The sequence below is a fragment of the Shewanella mytili genome (assembly GCF_046765975.1).
Lineage (GTDB): Bacteria > Pseudomonadota > Gammaproteobacteria > Enterobacterales > Shewanellaceae > Shewanella > Shewanella mytili.
Window position 1 is genome coordinate 104,666 of the sequence record NZ_JBKOUD010000001.1, and the last position, 16,678, is coordinate 121,343.

General features: G+C 54.7%; 11 protein-coding genes. 6 read left to right on the forward strand and 5 right to left on the reverse strand.

Annotation, left to right across the window (positions count from 1 at the left end):
* Position 1 precedes the first annotated feature (1 nt).
* The 3 genes from ACIDEJ_RS00480 to ettA form a co-directional block, all read right to left on the reverse strand.
* Positions 2-3,109: a multidrug efflux RND transporter permease subunit gene (locus tag ACIDEJ_RS00480; protein ID WP_411986128.1), complete on the reverse strand. Its 3,108-nt coding sequence runs from the start codon at positions 3,107-3,109 to the stop codon at positions 2-4.
* On the reverse strand, positions 3,096-4,208 hold the full coding sequence (locus ACIDEJ_RS00485) for an efflux RND transporter periplasmic adaptor subunit (RefSeq protein WP_411986129.1): 1,113 nt from the start codon (positions 4,206-4,208) through the stop codon (positions 3,096-3,098). The genes ACIDEJ_RS00480 and ACIDEJ_RS00485 overlap by 14 nt, the downstream gene beginning before the upstream one ends.
* Positions 4,209-4,530: 322 nt before the next feature.
* Positions 4,531-6,198, reverse strand: a complete 1,668-nt coding sequence (ettA, locus tag ACIDEJ_RS00490) for an energy-dependent translational throttle protein EttA (protein WP_411986130.1) — start codon at positions 6,196-6,198, stop codon at positions 4,531-4,533.
* Positions 6,199-6,400: 202 nt separating this feature from the next.
* On the opposite strand from ettA, the gene ACIDEJ_RS00495 reads away from it, so the two are divergent.
* Positions 6,401-7,870 carry a sensor domain-containing diguanylate cyclase gene (locus tag ACIDEJ_RS00495; RefSeq protein WP_411986131.1) on the forward strand — a complete coding sequence of 490 codons (1,470 nt, stop codon included), beginning with the start codon at positions 6,401-6,403 and terminating at the stop codon, positions 7,868-7,870.
* Between the two features lie 59 nt (positions 7,871-7,929).
* Here the strand turns inward: ACIDEJ_RS00495 and ACIDEJ_RS00500 are convergent, their stop codons facing one another.
* Positions 7,930-8,994: an FAD:protein FMN transferase gene (locus ACIDEJ_RS00500; RefSeq protein WP_411986132.1), complete on the reverse strand. Its 1,065-nt coding sequence runs from the start codon at positions 8,992-8,994 to the stop codon at positions 7,930-7,932.
* 211 nt (positions 8,995-9,205) lie between these two features.
* Here ACIDEJ_RS00500 and ACIDEJ_RS00505 point away from each other — a divergent pair, with 211 nt between their 5' ends.
* Positions 9,206-9,679: a hypothetical protein gene (locus ACIDEJ_RS00505; protein ID WP_411986133.1), complete on the forward strand. Its 474-nt coding sequence runs from the start codon at positions 9,206-9,208 to the stop codon at positions 9,677-9,679.
* 59 nt (positions 9,680-9,738) lie between these two features.
* The gene (locus tag ACIDEJ_RS00510; RefSeq protein WP_411986134.1) at positions 9,739-10,197 is read left to right on the forward strand and encodes a YaiI/YqxD family protein; all 459 of its coding nucleotides are present in this window, start codon (positions 9,739-9,741) and stop codon (positions 10,195-10,197) included.
* Between the two features lie 34 nt (positions 10,198-10,231).
* On the opposite strand, the gene ACIDEJ_RS00515 is transcribed toward ACIDEJ_RS00510, so the two are convergent.
* The gene (locus ACIDEJ_RS00515; RefSeq protein WP_411986135.1) at positions 10,232-12,328 is read right to left on the reverse strand and encodes a sigma 54-interacting transcriptional regulator; all 2,097 of its coding nucleotides are present in this window, start codon (positions 12,326-12,328) and stop codon (positions 10,232-10,234) included.
* Positions 12,329-13,072: 744 nt separating this feature from the next.
* Here ACIDEJ_RS00515 and ACIDEJ_RS00520 point away from each other — a divergent pair.
* Genes ACIDEJ_RS00520 through ACIDEJ_RS00530 form a run of 3 tightly spaced genes read left to right on the forward strand, consistent with a single transcriptional unit; the run spans position 13,073 to position 16,666 of the window.
* The gene (locus ACIDEJ_RS00520; RefSeq protein ID WP_411986136.1) at positions 13,073-13,681 is read left to right on the forward strand and encodes a 4Fe-4S dicluster domain-containing protein; all 609 of its coding nucleotides are present in this window, start codon (positions 13,073-13,075) and stop codon (positions 13,679-13,681) included.
* Positions 13,678-15,705 carry a hydrogenase 4 subunit B gene (hyfB, locus tag ACIDEJ_RS00525; RefSeq protein ID WP_411986137.1) on the forward strand — a complete coding sequence of 676 codons (2,028 nt, stop codon included), beginning with the start codon at positions 13,678-13,680 and terminating at the stop codon, positions 15,703-15,705. The genes ACIDEJ_RS00520 and hyfB overlap by 4 nt, the downstream gene beginning before the upstream one ends.
* Before the next feature lie 10 nt (positions 15,706-15,715).
* Positions 15,716-16,666 carry a respiratory chain complex I subunit 1 family protein gene (locus ACIDEJ_RS00530; RefSeq protein ID WP_411986138.1) on the forward strand — a complete coding sequence of 317 codons (951 nt, stop codon included), beginning with the start codon at positions 15,716-15,718 and terminating at the stop codon, positions 16,664-16,666.
* The last annotated feature ends 12 nt before the right edge of the window (positions 16,667-16,678 follow it).

The window sequence follows — 16,678 nt, forward strand, 5'->3', positions numbered from 1 at the left end:
CCTACTGCTGCGCTTTGGGTTGTTGTTTGGCCAGCTCCTCATTGAGCTGTGTTTCCACCCACCCCGGTGACTTGGTGTGATATGACAGCAAGCGGTACATGGCGGGGATCACGAACAGGGTAACCAAGGTGGCAAACGCCATGCCGAAAAATACCACCGTGCCCACCGCAATGCGGCTCTCAGAGCCGGCACCGCTGGACATAATCAAGGGTACGGCGCCCACCAGCGTGGTAAATGCGGTCATCAAGATGGGCCGCAAGCGCCGCGCCGAAGCATCCACAATCGCCTGTTCAAAGGGCAATCCCCGGTCCCGTAATTGGTTGGCGAACTCCACAATCAGGATCCCGTTTTTGGTGACCATGCCAATCAGCATGATCATGCCTATCTGGCTGTAAATGTTGAGCCCCTGCTGGGTTAGCCATAACCCGAGAAAACCGCCAAAAACGCCCATGGGCACAGTAAACATCACGACCAGCGGGTTAATAAAGCTTTCAAACTGGGCGGCCAGCACCAGATAAGCGACCAACAGCGCCAGCGCAAAAACGATGAACACACTGCTCTGGTTTTCCTTGAAATCCTTTGACTCGCCGGAATAGCTCACAGTGATGTCCCCTGGCAGCAGCTCCACCGCTTTTTGATCAAGGAAGGTCAGTGCTTCGCCCAGGGTATGACCGGCATTGAGGTTGGCACTAATGGTGATGGATTTCTTTTTGTCGGTGTGGCTCAAGCGCTGGGCCGAGGCTTCTTCTTCCACGCGGGCAACGCTGTCTAACGTGACCAGTTGGCCCTTGGAGGTACGGACATAGATTTTGCTCAAATCCGTCATGCTGTTGAAGTGGTTTTCATCCCCCCGCAGGTAGACGTCATATTCTTCGCCGCGCTCCACATAGGTGGTTTGGGTGCGACCGCCAAGCATGACCTCCAGGGTGTCTGAAACATCCGATACGCTGATCCCCAGCTCCGCTGCCCGGCGCCTATCCACGGTGACCAGCAGCTCAGGGGTGGTTTCGGCATAATCCAAATCCGCCCCGTTCATGATGCCGCTGTTGTTGGCCTGTTGTTGCAATAGTTGGGCCCATTTAAACAGCTCTTTGTAATCGGAGCCGCCAATCACGAATTTGACCGGTTCGCTGGAGCGGCCACGAAACCCCGGAAGCATGGGGCGCACCATAATGTCAGGAATGCCCTTAAGGGCTTTTGTCACCACGCCGAGAATTTGTTGGGCGTTCATCTGCCGTTGGCTCCAGTCAGGCAGGCGCATTATCACAAACCCCGTCTGATCGCCTGCCCGCCCGCCAAATGCCGGTGCCTGAATGCTGAAAGACTTCAGCATGCCCTGTTGCAACAGTGGCATTAACTGGCTTTGCACGATATCCATGTTGGCTGACATCCGGTTATAACTGGTGCCTTCCGCCCCTTTGACAAATGCGTAAATAACACCGCGATCTTCCATGGGGGCCAATTGGGTGGGCACTTGTTGCGACAACAGGTAACTGCCACCGATGCAGGCGAGGATCACCAGTGGCGCGGCCACTTTATGGCGGATGGCGCCGTTAACCCCGCGGCGATAATGGCGCTCAAGATGGCGGAAAATGCAATCCAGCAAATGATTCAGCGCATTGGGTTTCTCTTTGTTCTTTAAAATCTTGCTGGCGAGCACCGGTGTCAGCGTGAGGGCGACAATGGAGGAAAACACCACCGAAACGGCCAGTAGCACGGAAAATTCGGTAAACAGCAGCCCCACCATGCCTTCCATGAAGGAGATGGGCAAAAAGACCATCACCAGCACGGCGGTGGTGGCCATGACGGCAAATCCCACTTCCCGGGTGCCTTTGTAGGCGGCCAACAGCGGGGTCTCTCCCCGTTCAATATGATGAAAGATGTTTTCCACCACCACAATGGCGTCATCCACCACCAAACCGATGGCCAGGATAAGCGCCATCAATGTCAGCAAGTTGACCGAAAATCCCAGGAAATAAGCCGCCATGAAGGCTGATATCAGCGATACCGGTACGGTTACGGCCGGAATGAGCGTTGCCCTGGCTTGCCCGATGAAAATGTACAGCACCAACACCACCAGCGCACTGGTGATGTACAGCGTGTTGTAGACCTCGTTAATGGCCTGATCGATAAACACCGTGGCATCATAGCCAATCTTCAGCTGGGTGCCCGCCGGTAAAAACTGTTGCAAGGCCTGCACCTGTTGGGTGACCGCATTGGCCACTTCCAGCGGGTTGGCATCAGACTGGGGGATTATCCCCAAGCTGATATTGGAAACCCCGTTACTTTTATAGGTGGAGTTTTCGTTTTGCGCGCCGATGTACACATCGGCAATGTCTTTGAGGTAAATGGGGGTACCGTCACTGGCGGTGCGCACCTGCAGGTAGTCAAAGTCCTCCGGATGCAGGTACAAGCGGGCCGTACGGACGGTCATGGAAGTGGCATCATTACGGATTTGGCCGCCGGGAGACTCAAGGTTTTCATTGTTAAGGGCGGTAATGACATCGTTGACGGTGATTTTGCGCCCGGCCATCTCCTCAGGCTTGAGTTTGACATACATCACCTGGGTAAGGCCGCCAGAGATGTTAATGGAGCTGACACCGCTGATCAGATTGAATTTGTCTTCCAGTACCCTGCGGGAATAGTCTGTCAGCTGGGTACGGTCCATCTCGGTGGAGCGTAAATCCACGTAAATTGCCGGATCGCCGTTACCGTTGTCTTTGTATACGATGGGGTCTTGGGCTTCTTCCGGCAAGCGGCGCTGGGCCCTGGCTACCGCATCACGCACATCACTGACGCCTTCGGTAATGTCCCAGCCCAACTTGAAGTTGACCGTGATGCGGGATGAGCCGTTACGGCTAACGGAGGTGATCTGATCGATACCGCTTATGCCGGTGAGCTGATCTTCAATATTTTTGGTGACCTGGCTTTCCATAATCGAGGCACTGGCACCGGTATAAATGGTGCGAATGCTGACGACAGGTTTTTCCACGTCAGGCATCTCGCGCACCGATAATTTGCTGAAGGACACAATGCCGAAGACGCACAGCAACAAGCTGAGCACAATCGCCACAATCGGGCGTTTAACGGAAACGTCAGAGAGCAGCATTGTGAGACTCCCGCGGGGTTGGCGTCTGTGATGCTGAAGGTGATTCATGGCCAGTGGGCTGCGGTTTTACCTGCATGCCATCACGGATATTCACCAGCCCTTGCACCACTATCTGATCGCCGGGCTGTAATCCATCAGTAATTAATACCAAATTGTCAATGCGGGCTCCCAGCTGGACTTGCGTGCGCTGGGCCTTGAGCGTGTCATCAACCTTGTACACAAAACGTTTGGTCCCGGAATATTCTAGCGCCTGCACCGGAATGACCGGATGATGCTCCGGGGCAAAACTCATGGTGGCTTCCAGCATCATGCCCGGGCGCAGCTTGTGCTGCGGGTTGCTAAATTGCACCCGGGTACGCACATTGAGGGTTTCTTCATTGATGCGCGGGTCAATGGCCACAACCTTGCCGGAAAATGTTTCGCCGGGCCAGGCGGCACTTCGGGCGCTGACAAGCATCCCCAGGCTGAGCTGTGAAAGATGCGCCTCCGGCACCTGCAGATCCAGTCGCAGTACGCTTAAGTCATCCAGCGATAGCAACTCGGTGCCCTGGGTAACCATTTTCCCCAGACTGAAGTCCACCAGGCCCACAACCCCGTTAAAGGGGGCCTTGATGTGGTGATAGGCCAAATCGGCTTCGGCGGATGCCAACCGCGCTGTGGCAATATCCACACTGGCCCGTTGAGCGTCAATTTCCGTTTGGGTAATGGCATCGCTATGAGCCAGTTTTTCATATTCTTGCAACTTGCGTTGTTCATCGGCGAGGTAAGCTTTCGCCTCCATGACGGCCGCCACCGCTTTGGCGTCTTCCAGTTTCAGCAGTTGTTGCCCGGCGCTGACTTGTTGATTGGAGCGCACTGAAATTGCAGCTATTTTCCCTGTAACCTGCGGCGCAATGTACACCGAATGCTCGGCAGCAAGTTTCCCCACCAGTTTGATGTCGGCAGACAAGGCCTTGTTTTCCACGATGGCGGTGACCACCGGGATGATGCGCGCATGCTCGCTCGGCTGGTTTTGGGTGGCTTGCTGGGCATTTTGCCAGCGATAAAAGCCCGCGGCACATATGCCGGCTATCACAAGAGCGGTGATAAATTTCTTCATGAATCTATACTGCTGTAGTTATGGAGCTGCTGTAGGTTATGGCAATCATTCTAGGGGAGGAGTGTTAAAAAACTAAGCGCTAAAGTGTGGAAAAGTGTAAATAAATGCACTGATGATGTTTACATATTGCCATGGCGGCTTTTAAGTGGTGATGATTGGTTTAACTTTATGATTTTTTTTTAAATTTACATTAAATCATTTTTAAAATTCAACGCTTGTGAAGTGTTGGCCATCAAAATGCGTTGATGTTAGTGAATAAAAAGCCACGGTGAATATCAATGCCGTGGCTTCAATGGGATGTATGTGCGTGAAAGCGGGTAAGTTACTTGCTCATCCGCTTGTATTTCAGTCGGTGGGGCTCAATCACATCGGCACCGAAGTTGGCCTTGAGCCAGGCGGAATATTCGCTGTAGTTGCCTTCGTAGAAGTTCACCTTGCCCTCGTCGCGGTAGTCCAGGATATGGGTGCAGATACGGTCGAGGAACCAGCGGTCATGGGAGATCACCATGGCGCAGCCCGGGAATTCCAGCAACGCTTCTTCCAGTGCCCGCAGGGTTTCTACGTCCAAATCGTTGGTGGGTTCGTCAAGCAGCAGCACGTTACCGCCGGATTGCAGCAGTTTGGCCAGATGCACCCGGTTGCGTTCACCGCCTGACAAGGTGCCAATGACTTTCTGTTGATCGCCGCCGCGGAAGTTGAAGCGGCCCACGTAGGCGCGGCTGGGAATTTCCAGTCCGTTGATGCGCATGATGTCCTGACCGCCGGAAATCTCTTGCCAGATGGTGTTGTTGGCGTTCATGGCATCGCGGAACTGTTCCACTGAGGCAATCTGCACGGTATCGCCAATTTCCACTTCGCCGTTATCTGGCGTTTCTGCACCGGTGAGCATGCGGAACAGCGTGGATTTGCCCGCGCCGTTCGGGCCAATGATCCCCACAATGGCGCCTTTGGGAACGGTGAATGACAGATCGTCAATCAACACCCGGTCACCATAGCTTTTGGTCAGGTGCCGCACTTCTATCACCTTGTCTCCCAGGCGTGGGCCAGGTGGAATGAACAGTTCATTGGTTTCGTTACGGCGCTGGTATTCCTGACTGTTCAGCTCCTCAAAACGGGACATGCGCGCCTTGCCTTTGGACTGACGGCCCTTGGCGCCCTGGCGTACCCATTCTAGTTCTTTGGCAATGGTTTTCTGGCGGGCGCTTTCGGTGGCGGCTTCTTGTTGCAGGCGTTGATCTTTTTGCTCCAGCCAGGAGGAGTAGTTGCCTTCCCATGGAATGCCTTCACCACGGTCCAGCTCCAGGATCCAGCCGGCGGCGTTATCCAGGAAATAACGGTCATGGGTAATGGCCACTACGGTGCCGGGGTATTCGTGCAGGAATTGTTCGAGCCAGGCAACGGATTCGGCATCCAGATGGTTGGTGGGCTCATCCAGCAGCAGCATTTCGGGTTTTTCCAGCAGTAGGCGGCAAATGGCCACCCGGCGGCGTTCCCCCCCTGACAACACCTCTATTTTGCTGTCCCATTCGGGCAGACGCAGTGCATCGGCCGCCCGTTCCAGAATGTGGTCCAGGTTATGGGCATCCTGCGCCTGGATGATGGCTTCAAGCTCGCCCTGTTCTTTGGCCAGTGCATCAAAATCAGCATCCGGCTCAGCATAAGCCGCATAGACTTCATCCAGACGCTTCAGGGCGTTTTTGGCATCGCTCACGGCTTCTTCAATGGTTTCCCGCACGGTTTTTTGCAGATCCAGTTGAGGCTCCTGGGGCAGGTAACCGATGTTCAGGCCAGGCATCGGGCGAGCTTCGCCTTCAAACTCTTTATCCACCCCGGCCATAATCCGCAGTAATGAGGACTTGCCTGAACCATTAAGCCCCAGAACGCCGATTTTGGCGCCGGGGAAGAAGCTCAAAGAGATGTCTTTGAGGATGTGCTTCTTGGGCGGCACCACTTTGCCAACCCGCAGCATGCTGTATACAAACTGAGCCATAGTCACTCTCTGTGTTTTTACCTGGCGGCAGTGTACTAAATTGCGCAAAGCGCTGCCAATCCGGCCTTGGTGGAAGCTACATGATTTTTTCGGTGAAATGGGCCATCAGTTGATAAAATTTGAAGTATCAGGTCGTTATTGTCTATAGGGTAATGGCCATACATGTTATCCGCCGGGGGTAGCATATTTTCTGGAGCCGCTTATGTTAAAAGAACACCAGCCGCTGGCAAATGTGAAAAGCAGAATGCTGTGGTTGTTCAGCGGGTTGCTGTTTCTGGTGTTTTTCATCATGAGCTGGAGCAGTTACTATGTGGCACAAAAATCCATCTCTCACCAGATTGAAAGCCACTCACTGCCGCTTACCAGCGATAATGTCTATTCCCAAATCCAGCGGGATTTAGTGCAGCCGATTTTTGTGGCCACCTTGATGGCTCACGATACATTTGTGCGGGACTGGGCCTTGCAGCCTTCACCGCCCAGCGAACCAATGCAGCGTTATCTGCAGGAAATTGACCGGCGTTTCGGCACCATTATCTCGTTCTTTTTACTGGAAAAGGATCGTCGTTATTATCTGCCGCACATTGCCGACCACATTATTGATGAGAACAATCCAAGATACGCCTGGTACGAGCAGGTAAAAGCGTTGCCGGCCTCCCAGCCTTACCTGGTAACCGTGGGCCCTGATGAAGAACGGCCGGGGCAGATGGACATTTACATCGATCACAAGGTGTTTGATTACCAGCAGCAATTAATCGGCATTACCGGTGTGGGATTGTCGGTGAACAAAGTGGCTGAGATGATCAACCACTATGAGCAACGTTACCAACGCACCATCTACTTTGTCGATCGCCAGGGGCGGGTGGTGCTGCATGGCGATAATTTTGATGATGGCGATACCTTGCAGCAAATACCGGGCATGCAGCAAATCGCCTCGCGTTTGTTATCGGAACCCGCTGGCAGTTATCACTACCTGTTGGGGGATGAAAAAGTGTTTGTCAACGCCCGGCTGGTACCGGAATTTAACTGGTATCTGGTGGTGGAAGAGCATGAATTGCTGTCACAGCAGGCGGTGTTTCACGCCTTCATGATCAATCTGGCCGTGGCGGCATTGATTACGTTGCTGGTGCTGGGACTGAGCTTGCTCACCCAAGGGCGCTATCACCGTAAATTGGCGGTGCAGGCCGCACTGGACCCCTTAACCAAGGCGATGAACCGCCAGTCCTGCGAAGAATTTTACGAATTATTGCTGGAACAGTGCCGTCATCAGCAACAGCCCTTGTCCCTGCTGGTGTTGGATATTGATCACTTTAAGGCAATTAATGATCACTACGGGCACGATATGGGCGACAGGGTGTTAAAGCGTCTGGTGAGTGAGCTGCGCTCACAAACCCGTTATGCCGATGCCATCTGCCGTTGGGGCGGCGAGGAGTTTGTCTTGCTGCTGGGCAACTGTGAACGGCATAAAGCCTGGGAGTTGGCCGAACGCATTCGTCAGCGAATCATGGCGTTAACGTTTTCAGCCGGTGAAGAATCATTCAGCATCACCATCAGTTGCGGCATTACCCAAGCCAAGCCCGGGGAGACCATGGCGCAAGTGGTGAAACGTGCGGATTTTGCACTTTACCAGGCCAAGGCCAATGGCCGTAATCAGGTGTGCCACACCGATGATTAATCGCTTTTTGTTGATAACGTCGCTTGTCCTTTCCCCATCAAATGGCGTGTTTCTCGGGATTAGGGTTCAAATATCACCCGTTTGCTGTGTTGCAATGCATCACTTTTGGCATTTTGAAAGCCGTCCTGATGCTGCGTGATGAAAAACACTTCCAGTTGTTCGGCGGTGGCGATTTTCTGCCCCTCATCCGGCCCCAGGCACAACATGGCTGTTGCCCAAGCATCACTGACTCTCGGGTCCTGCCCGAAAACCGATGCCGACACCAAGGCATGGTTAACCGGGGCGCCGGTGCGCGGGTCGAGGATATGGGAGTAGCGCTGACCATTTTCATCAAAATGGTGGCGATAGGTGCCAGATGTATCCAGTGTTACGCCATTTTCATCCTCAATGGTAAGAATGCTGTAAGGCTGGCGTTGGGCTGATTGCTGATCGGGCCGGTCTATGGCAATGCGCCATTTTTTGCCGTCGGGTTTATGGCCGCGGATTTTCATGTCACCACCAAACTCCACCAGATAATGCGCAATGTGATGGCGCTCAAGCACCTTGGCCAGCTTGCTGATGCTGTAGCCTTCGCCCATGGATGACAAGTCAACCTGTAAGCCCGGCAGGGTTTTGCGGATGCGTTGCCCCGCCGGATCTATGAGGAGTTTATCTATGCCAACCTGGGCTTTTACCGCGGCGATGGCACTGGGTGATGGCAGGTGAAAACTGTCTTTTTGAAAGCCCCAGAGGTTGAACAGCGGGCCGATGGTCGGGTCGTAACAGCCACCGGTTTTATGGTGAATCGCTTTGGCAATTTCAATCAGTGCAATGAAGTCGGCGGAGGCCGCTTGCCAGCGGGTGTCGGTGCTGCGATTAAAGCGGGAGATGTAAGAGTCTTCCCGGTAAGTTGATAACTCCACATCAATGTTGGCCAGGGTGTCATTGAATTCCTGGACGATGACGTCGGTGGATACCGGATTGTCTGACCACCAACTGACATGGTAAGTGGTGCCTTGTGCGTGTCCTTCTATTTGCTGGATGGTCGCGGGACGCTGGTACTTAATGACGGCAAACACAAGGGCCAACAGCAAAATGCCGTAGCTGATAAGGCGAAAGTTACGCTGAATGGCAGGTGTAGACATAAACAATGACAGCGACACGGATGGGCAATGGCGCAAAGTTTATCATCTGGCAGAGGCGGACTCTAGCCATGTAACGCTGCCCATGATTGATGGCCCGTTTGTCATCAAGGCGCGGGTAAAAATGGCTTGGATAAAAAGGTGCTCTGACAACAACGAACTCTGGTAAATTGGTGCACGATGTATGGTATCCGTTAATGGAAAGGAAGTTTAGATGAAAAACAGCAAATGGCGGGCGTTACTGCTGGGCACCGGCTTGTGGGCCATGGCGTCTGGCGTACAGGCAATCCCAACCCCAACATCCAATATGCAGGTGGTGCAGCAGTTTAGTACCTGCCTGACGGATTCGATGACTGGCAAAGAGCGCAAGTTGCTGGCACGCTGGGTGTTTATGGGCATGGCACAACATCCGGAAATTCAACCCTATGCCAACGTAACGGCCCAGGATAGGGAGCATGTGAGCCGTGAAGTGGGCGCCTTGCTGACCCGGCTGCTTACACAAGATTGTGAAGCTCAGACCAAAACCGCCATTGCGCAGCAAAACAGCCAGGCGGTGTTTGAACAGGCGTTCTCCCTGGTGGGGCAGCTTGCCATGCAGGAGCTGATGCTGGATCAGGCGGTGTCGGGGTATCTGTCGGGGATTGGCGCCTATATGGATGCACCCAAGATGCAGGCGCTGCAGCAATAGATGCCTTTGCCGTGTTAAATGAGGTAAAGTCGGCATACTATTTTTGAATGTGGAACGTTATGAAAATTTGGGTGGATGCGGATGCCTGTCCGGTGGTGATAAAAGAAGTGTTGTACCGCGCGGCAGAGCGCTGCCAGATAATGCTGACGCTGGTGGCCAATCAGCCGCTGCGAGTGCCTAAGTCTGCTTTTATCCATACCGTACAGGTGATGCAAGGGTTTGATGTGGCAGACAATGAAATCGTGGCGCGGGTGGCTGCCGATGACTTGGTGATCACCTCTGATATTCCGCTGGCTGCGGATGTGCTGGCCAAAGGCGCCAAAGCCCTGAGCCCAAGAGGCGATGCCTTTACACCGGATAACATTCGGGCGCGGCTGACCATGCGGGACTTTATGGATACGCTGCGGGCCAGTGGCATTGAATCCGGTGGCCCGGCAGCGCTGAGTCAGGCCGACCGCCAGGCATTTGCCAATGCCCTTGATCGGTTGTTGGTGCAGCAGCTGCGCTGTCAGCGCTGATGCCGCTCGGATGTTGCAGCAGTGCTTGCGATGTTTACAGCAGCACGGATTCTTTATCTATGCCTAAGCGTTTCATGCGTGATAACAGCGTGGTGCGCTTTAACCCCAGCTTGTGGGCGGCGCCTCGGGGGCCGGCCACAATGCCGTTGGTTTCCTGCAGCACGGCAATAATCCGCTGATATTCATCTTCCTCATCATGATCACGGCCGGGACGGGCCTTGGCCGGTGTTAATGACAAGGCCTCGTTGGGTTGGTGAGCACTGAGTTCCGGCGGCAGTTGCAGGGTATGGCCGGGGGTAAGCAGTACCGCCCGTTCAATCACGTTTTGCAGCTCGCGGATATTGCCGGGCCACTCCATCTCTTGCAACTGCTTCAATACCCGTGAGGGAATGCTGTCAATCTCCCGTCCCATGTGCTGGCTGGCACGGGCCACAAAGTATTTCACCAGCAGGGGAATGTCGTCACGGCGCTCGCTCAGGGGCGGCAGGCGGATGGGGAACACATTGAGGCGATAGAACAGATCGGAACGAAACTCCTTGTCTGCCACCATCTGTTTCAAATCCCGGTTGGTTGCCGCAATCAGGCGCACATCCACATTGATTAAGCGGTTGCTGCCTACTCGCTCAAACTCCTGCTCCTGTAACACCCGCAGCAGTTTGGGTTGCAGCTCCAATGGCATGTCGCCCACTTCATCCAGAAACAGGGTGCTTTGGTGGGCCAGCTCAAAGCGTCCCATGCGCTCTTTACTGGCACCGGTAAACGCGCCTTTTTCATGGCCAAACAGGTCACTTTCCAGCAGGCCGGCAGGCATGGCGGCGCAGTTCATTTTGATCATGCGCTTGTTACTGCGGGGGCTAAGGCGGTGTAATGCCCTGGCAAATACCTCCTTGCCGGTGCCGGTGTCCCCCAGCAGCAATACGCTGCAATCGGTTGAGGCCACAAGTTCCACCTGCTTGAGTACATCGGTAATGGCCTTGCTGCGGCCGATGATGTCATCAAACTGCTGGTGGCTTAGGGTTTCCACCTGCTCGCTCAGGTAGTGGTTTTCCTCCACCAGATTGTCTTTCAGGCGGTTGATTTCCTGATAGGCCCTGGCATTGTCCACCGCAATGGCGGTGCGTTCGGCAATCTGTGCCAGCAGTTGCAGGCGGGAGCCCTTAAAGCAGGCGGCATCAGCCTGGGCCAACTTGAGCACTCCCAATACCTGCCCGGCAAACTTGATGGGAATAAGGCACAATTGATGGCTGGCAGCCGGCCAGTATTGGAACAATTGGGCTTCATGGCGGGCCAGAGGCTCGTCCTGAGTCAGCGCTTTATGCTGGATTTCGCCGGTTTGCAATACGGTTTGACAAATGCTGCGAGCGGCGCTGATGTGCTCCTGGGTTTCCTGAGGGATGCCAGGATGCACAAAAAAAGCGTTATAAAGAGTCAGTGAATGCGGGTCAGATTCCGGCAGGCACACGCTGATGGCATTAATGCCAAAGGCGCAATGGATTTCCCGGGCGATTTTATCCACCAGTGACTCCACGCTGCGCTCGGTAATCACCGCATTGGTTACATTCACCAGCACATGAAAATCATCCCGTTCTTCACATAATTGCCCTTGCTCAACATTCAGTGCCAGGCGGGCTTGCAGATGCTCCAGCGCCACCCCTACGGATTCGGCAATCAGTTCCAGATAGGCAATGTCGTCCTGACTGAAATGGCTTTGCTGGGGCTGGGTGATTTCCAGCAGTCCTATCATGCGTCGGTGGTTGAGAATGGGCAGGGCCAGATAGTCGCCAAAGGGATGGGGGCGCAGGCTGACGCTCAGTCGCGGATAGCGCTGGCGGTATTCCTCGCAGCCAAGGTGCAGCGGGGTTCTGGAGGCCTGCACCAAACGCAGCGGGCCATTTTGCAGCAGGGCCGCTTCGTGAAAACAGCCAATATTGCCTTGCTCTGTTGGCAGGTAAAGCTGTGGCCCGGACTGCGGGACATCTACCAGTACGGCGGCGTGATAGGGGAGCGCTGCATCAGCAAAATGCTGATTCAGGCTTTGCAGCATGGTTTCAATGCTGACCTGATCCAGCAGCTGATGGGTCAGCCTCAGGCAGCTTTTCTGTTCGCTAAGGTATTGAAATTGCTGTGCCATATTTCCACGTTCTGTTACGACCTAAAAGACTTCGGTGCCGGGACGCAGGTGATTGGACACTGCGTTTATCCGGGATACGGCGTATCCACGTCATCACTGGGATGGACGTTTTATTAGAACACATTCTTATATAATAAAGTGCAGTCGCCACGGGGCGATGGCAAGAAACTGATATATTTGCCAGACGTGTCACAATCTGTTTGCTTTTTATGAATTATGGCAAACAATCTGGGATCTCTTGCGCTTATTCCGGTCGTTATGGCCATTCCTTTCATATAATTTACCCATGTTGTCTTATTGATGCTGTTTTAACCAAAGGGCTTCTTGCGGGTACTTATCAGCATTTTGTGGTTGTTCCTCTTTGCGGTTGCATCTCCAGTTTTCAGTGCTCAGCGGCACGGGTGTCGAAAGCACACCACACTTCACGTAAAATCATCATTAAAACCAAGTAACCATTTGTAATAAAAGGAATTTTTAAAAATTTTCTGCGTTGGCGCAGAAAATGCTACTTGAGCATATAGGCCAGCGTTTGCAGTTGGTCATTTAACGGGAGCTTTGCCCCTTGGGATAACCGCCAATTAGCTTGAAAAGCGGCTCCCACAACGGCGCAACGCCCCATTCCGTGGAAAGTTATCCCGGTTTTTGAACCATGGTGACAGGTGTCGACAGATGTGTCAGTTACCAGCATGTCGTCAAAAGTGACGATATGAGGTCAAGGTGGGATGAAGTGCTTAGAGAGAGTATATGAACCGTTTTGTCATCGCCGATCCCCAATTGTGCATCGGTTGCAATACCTGCATGGCGGCGTGTTCAGAGGCGCACCGGCAACAGGGATTACAGGCAGAACCACGACTGGTGGTGATGCGCAGCGCTGAAGAGTCAGCGCCGCAGATGTGTCATCAGTGTGAAGACGCCCCCTGTGCCACAGTGTGTCCCGTCAACGCTATCCGCCGTGAGGATGAAGCCATCGTACTTAACGAAAGCCTGTGCATTGGCTGTAAGTTGTGTGCCATTGCCTGTCCATTCGGTGCCATAACCCTCAGCGGCTCCAAACCATTGGATATTCCGGTGGATGTCTGTACGTCGCTGGCTGCCCCGCCACCGCGCCCGCCAAGGGGCGTGAGTCCGTTACTGGATTGGCAGCCCGGGATCAGGGCGGTGGCGGTCAAGTGCGATTTATGCAGTTTTCGCCCGGAAGGCCCTGCCTGTATTGATACCTGTCCCACCGGCGCCATTGTCATGGTCAGTGATGATGCACTGGCGAAGGCAGCAGCGCGTAAACGTCAGTTAACCGCCATGCCCAAGGCCTGTAACTGGCAACTCCCGGCTGTCACTGAAGGGGAACATGAATGATGATGACACCATTTTGTTGGCTGGGGCTGTCGCTGGCGCTGTATATGGCCGGTGCCTTATGGTCGCTGCTGTTTTGCCGCAATGAAGCGCTGGCCATTCGAGGCAGCGGTTTGTGTTCTTTGGCAGGCGGCATCACCGGCATTCTGGCGGCGCTGCCCGTGCTGTTCGATGGGGGCGTGTTAACGGCGGATTATGCCGGGCCTTTTGCGGCGTTTGCCCATTTAACCTTGCGGCTGGATATGCTGGCGGCCTTTATGGTGCTGGTGATCTCCCTGTTGGTGGTGGTTACCTCGCTGTATTCATTTGCCTACCTGCAGGAGTACCGCAACAAGGGCGCCTGGGCCATGGGATTCTTCATGAATCTGTTTATCGCCTCCATGGTGGCGCTGGTGGCCGTGGACAACGCCTTTTACTTTATCGTGCTGTTTGAGGCGATGTCGCTGAGCTCGTATTTTTTGGTGATTGCCGAGCAAGACGATGAAGCCGTGGGCGCCGGGTTACTGTACTTCTTTATTGCCCATGCAGGTTCCGTGTTGATCATGCTGGGCTTTTTCCTGTTGTACCGTCATAGCGGCAGCCTGGATTTTGCCGCGTTTCGCGATGCCAACCTGCCTGTGGGCGAAGCCTCGGCGGTATTTTTGCTGGCCTTTTTCGGTTTTGGTGCCAAAGCCGGCATGTTGCCTCTGCATGGTTGGTTGCCAAGGGCGCATCCGGCCGCACCTTCCCATGCCTCGGCGCTGATGTCCGGTGTCATGGTGAAAATCGGTATTTTCGGCATCATCAAGGTGGGCATTGACCTGCTGGGCGCCACCGAAGTGTGGTGGGGCGTGGTGGTGCTGGCCTTTGGCGCCGTATCGTCGGTGCTGGGGGTGCTGTATGCACTGGCAGAGCACGATATCAAACGACTGCTGGCTTATCACACCGTGGAAAACATCGGCATCATCCTGATGGGGGTAGGCGCCGGAATGATTGGCATTGCCACCCAGCATCCGCTGCTGGCACTGCTGGGATTACTGGGCGGTTTGTACCATCTGATTAACCACGCGTTGTTTAAGGGACTGTTGTTCTTGGGGGCAGGGGCGGTCATCTATCGCACCCACACCAAGGATATGGAGCAGATGGGCGGCCTTGGCAAACTGATGCCCCATACGGCACTGGCGTTTCTTATCGGTTGTATGGCCATTTCCGCCTTGCCACCACTGAACGGTTTTGTCAGTGAGTGGTTTACCTATCAGTCGCTGTTCACCATGAGCCTTGAGGGCAGTACCGGGCTGAAGCTGGCAGGCCCTGTGGCCATTGTGATGCTGGCCATTACCGGGGCGTTGGCGGCCATGTGTTTTGTTAAGGTGTACGGCATCTGTTTTTGCGGCGCGCCGCGTAGCGAGCAAGTGGCCAATGCCCGGGAAGTGCCTTTTGCCATGACCAGTGCCATGTGGCTGCTGGCCATCCTTTGCGTGCTCCTGGGCGTGGGCGCCTCGGTGGTGGCACCGGTCATCACCAATATCGCCGCCCAGCTGAGCCAGACATCGGCACTGGCCGTGGCCCAGGGCGGCAGCGTGTTCCCTGGCGACATGACCACTACCAGCCTTAACCCGCCATTACTGTTCATCTTGCTGCTGGCATTGCCGCTGTTACCACTGCTGATTTACAGCATCAAGGGTGGCAGCGAGCGGCTTGGCTTTACCCGCCGGGGAACCCCTTGGGCCTGCGGATACGGTTATGAGGCGCCAATGGCCATGTCGGCTGGCAGTTTTGCCCAGCCGCTCAGGGTGCTGTTTGCGCCGCTGTATCGTTTGCGTAAAACCCTGGATCCGGCGCCGTTACTGCAGCGCTCTCTGGACGTTACCACCGATGCCGCCGCCCGCACCGAGCCGGTATGGGACGAAAAGGTGGTTATGCCCATTGTTGGCGGCGTGCAACGTCTTAGCCGGTTGGTGCAGTTGCTCCAGCACGGTGATTTTCGCGCTTACTGCCTGTATGTGGTGGCGGCACTGGTGGTGTTGCTGCTGGTCACCATGGTCTGAGGAGTAGAGGATGATGATGCAAAATTCCTTGATACTGGCGCTGATTGCAGGCTTGCTGCAAGCGCTGTTACTGATGGCCATATCGCCGCTGCTGTCAGGTTTGTCGCGGGTTATCCGTGCCAAGATGCACTCCCGTCAGGGCCCCGGGGTTCTGCAGGAGTATCGTGACATCATGAAACTGCTGACCCGCCAGGAAGTGGCGCCTGCCAACTGTGGCGCTGTGTTCCGGGTGATGCCGTTCGTGCTGCTTGGCACCATGTTACTGGTGGCCATGGCCTTGCCGCTGGTTACGCTGGCATCCCCGCTGGCGGCAGCCGGGGACGTGATTACCCTGCTGTACCTTTTCGCCATTTTCCGCTTTTTCTTTTCTCTGGCGGGGCTGGATTCCGGCAGCACCTTTGCCGGCATTGGCGCCAGCCGGGAGCTGACGCTGGGCATTCTGGTTGAACCCGTGCTGATGCTGGCACTGCTGGTGGTGGCGCTGATTGCCGGCTCCACCAATATCGGCAACATCAGTACCGTTTTGGCTGCCGGCCCCTGGACGGCGCCCACTGCCACGGCCATGGCACTGCTGGCCTGCGCTTTTGCGGTGTTCATTGAAATGGGCAAAATCCCCTTTGATGTGGCTGAAGCGGAGCAGGAACTGCAGGAAGGGCCGTTGTCGGAATATTCCGGTGCCGGGCTGGCGTTGGTGAAATGGGGCATCAGCCTGAAACAGGTGGTGGTGGCCGGATTGTTCCTTGCCATCTTCGTGCCTTTTGGCAAAGCCGATACCTTGAGCTTTGCCAGTGTATTGTTGGGCACCTTCGCCTTTGCCGTAAAGCTGGTGCTGGTGTTTGTGGTGGCTGCGGTGATTGAAAACACCTTGGCCCGTGGCCGTTTCTTGCTCACCGGGCGAGTGACCTGGATGGGCTTTGGCGTTGCGGCGCTGGCGTTCATGTTTTATCTCACCGGGCTATAAGGAGTCAGCATT